This is a genomic window from Pseudomonas tremae (assembly GCF_001401155.1).
Classification (GTDB): domain Bacteria; phylum Pseudomonadota; class Gammaproteobacteria; order Pseudomonadales; family Pseudomonadaceae; genus Aquipseudomonas; species Aquipseudomonas tremae.
Genome location: NZ_LJRO01000382.1, coordinates 1 through 327, shown reverse-complemented (window position 1 = coordinate 327; position 327 = coordinate 1). Strand labels below are relative to the sequence as shown.

Genomic DNA, 327 nt, shown 5'->3' with positions numbered 1-327 from the left:
ACGGATTTCCGGGTGTGTCACTTTTAGTGTTCTTTCGGTACCTTAATGAAGCCATCAGCAATACCTTGTGCCAGCAACTCCATCATTTTCGCGAAACGAAAAAACCCTGGATATTGCAGGCAGATATAGTCCATTTGGATTTTTGATGAGCTATCGAGCACCTGTTTGAAAGCCATCATATAGTCATAGTAGCCCTGTAGTAGCTGGCTATCGCCACTTTCTGTCGATGGAAATCGGCTGGCATAATCATGGACTATCTTCGCCAGCTGGTGTTGCTCTGCGGATAAATCGAGCATTTTTTTGCCTGATGAGAGGGTTCGATACTGT

The 327-nt window shown here is 45.0% G+C and carries 1 protein-coding gene; it reads right to left on the bottom strand.

The annotated features are described in order from the left end of the window. Window positions 1-23 precede the first annotated feature (23 nt). Window positions 24-296, bottom strand: coding sequence for a hypothetical protein (locus ALO43_RS21310; protein ID WP_054998026.1), 273 nt, complete (start codon window positions 294-296; stop codon window positions 24-26). Window positions 297-327 lie beyond the last annotated feature (31 nt).

What these genes read in the sequence shown, in the direction of transcription:
- ALO43_RS21310 (WP_054998026.1), bottom strand. Translation starts at nt 296, where the DNA reads ATGCTCGATTTATCCGCAGAGCAACACCAGCTGGCGAAGATAGTCCAT.